Below are 1,481 nucleotides of genomic sequence, written 5' to 3' on the forward strand. Positions count from 1 at the left end.
TTTAATGGTGTGGACCCACTGCTTGAGATACTGAGTAACAGAAAAATGCTATAGTATCAATGGGATAAACTAAACAACCAGAGGATCCACAAGATGATTATAAACAAAGTTGCACAGAATGTTGAAACTATTATTGCTGTTGATACTGCAAAAAATTCTTTCCAGGTACTGGTAGTCAATCAGAAGACGGGAAAAAAGAAAAATGTTAAGGTACAACGTTCAAAATTCGTTGATCATATTTTGAAACAGGGACCATGTTTAATTTTTATGGAATCCTGCTCAGCAAGTCAGTACTGGGCAAGACTGTTTGAAAGTCACGGATTTACCGTAAAACTCATAGCGGCACAGCATGTAAAAGCTTTTCTGCGAAATAAAAGAGTAAAGAATGATGAAAGAGATGCAGAAGCTATATATACCTGTGGTATTCAGCCTGATACTAAATTTGTAAGAATAAAAACAGAGGAAGAACAGACTGTAGCCTTACTGCATACCCTACGAAAGGCAGCTGTAAGTGAAAGAGTAGAAATCAGTAACCGCATACGGGGAATACTGGCAGAATTCGGTATTATTACAGCTAAGGGCAAGGGAAACTTCAATAATGACATTCAGGAACTGTTTGAACAGAGTGAACAGATACATAATGTCAATTTAAAGAATTCAATTACCAGATTGTTTGAAGATTATCACCGTATGGAAGAAAGAGAAAAAGAGCTGTCAGAGCAGATTAACCTCTTAAACAAGGATAACGAACTGGTACAGCTTGCTATGACCTGTCCTGGTGTAGGAGAACTAACTGCCAGTGCCCTTGTGGCAGAAGTCGGTGATGCCAGCCAGTTTAAATCAGGTAGAGAGATGGCAGCATGGACAGGAGTTGTACCAAGTCAGCATTCTACTGGAGGAAGGTCTACTCTTGGAAGTATAACTAAGACAGGCAATAAATACCTGCGGGCACTTCTTGCTCAATGTGCCAATGCTGTGATAAGTACAGCTGGTTATAGGGTAGAAAAAGAATGTGATACTCATCTTGACAGGTTTGCTTTACGACTTAAGGCTCAGGGGAAACCAGCAAAAAAGATAATGATAGCTGTTGCAAACAAAATACTGAGAATACTGTGGTCAATGCTTACAGAAAGAAAACCTTTTGAAAACAAGGTTAATCAGCTTGAATCGGTATCAGATGCAATGAAGCTATGTTAAAGGATTTTGTTATAAACTCAAAGGAGATGTAACAAAAAAAAGTTCCCACCTAGGGAAATGCACAGAGAAAGATAAACTGGCACAACAGGTAAAACCGGACTGTATCAAACCTGAGTTTTATAATGGTACAAAATACCGCTAATTTAATTAAGGAATACAGTCGCACAAACCATAGAGGCCAGAGTAGGCATACTCAACAAGAGGCCGGATATATAGCTGCATTTACTTCGTTATATAAGGTTGATCAAAAATCTGTTGCACATTCAAGTGGGTCCATATATATA

General features: G+C 38.4%; 1 protein-coding gene. It reads left to right on the forward strand.

Annotated features, from left to right (window positions below; all coding sequences use genetic code 11):
* The first annotated feature begins 93 nt into the window (after positions 1–93).
* Positions 94–1,197 carry an IS110 family RNA-guided transposase gene (locus BM308_RS13115; protein WP_074945828.1) on the forward strand — a complete coding sequence of 368 codons (1,104 nt, stop codon included), beginning with the start codon at positions 94–96 and terminating at the stop codon, positions 1,195–1,197.
* The last annotated feature ends 284 nt before the right edge of the window (positions 1,198–1,481 follow it).

This window comes from Succinivibrio dextrinosolvens (assembly GCF_900116345.1).
Lineage (GTDB): Bacteria > Pseudomonadota > Gammaproteobacteria > Enterobacterales > Succinivibrionaceae > Succinivibrio > Succinivibrio dextrinosolvens_B.

Bases quoted from the DNA above. Each gene is read 5' to 3' on its own strand.
- BM308_RS13115 (WP_074945828.1), top strand. From the start codon at position 94: ATGATTATAAACAAAGTTGCACAGAATGTTGAAACTATTATTGCTGTT.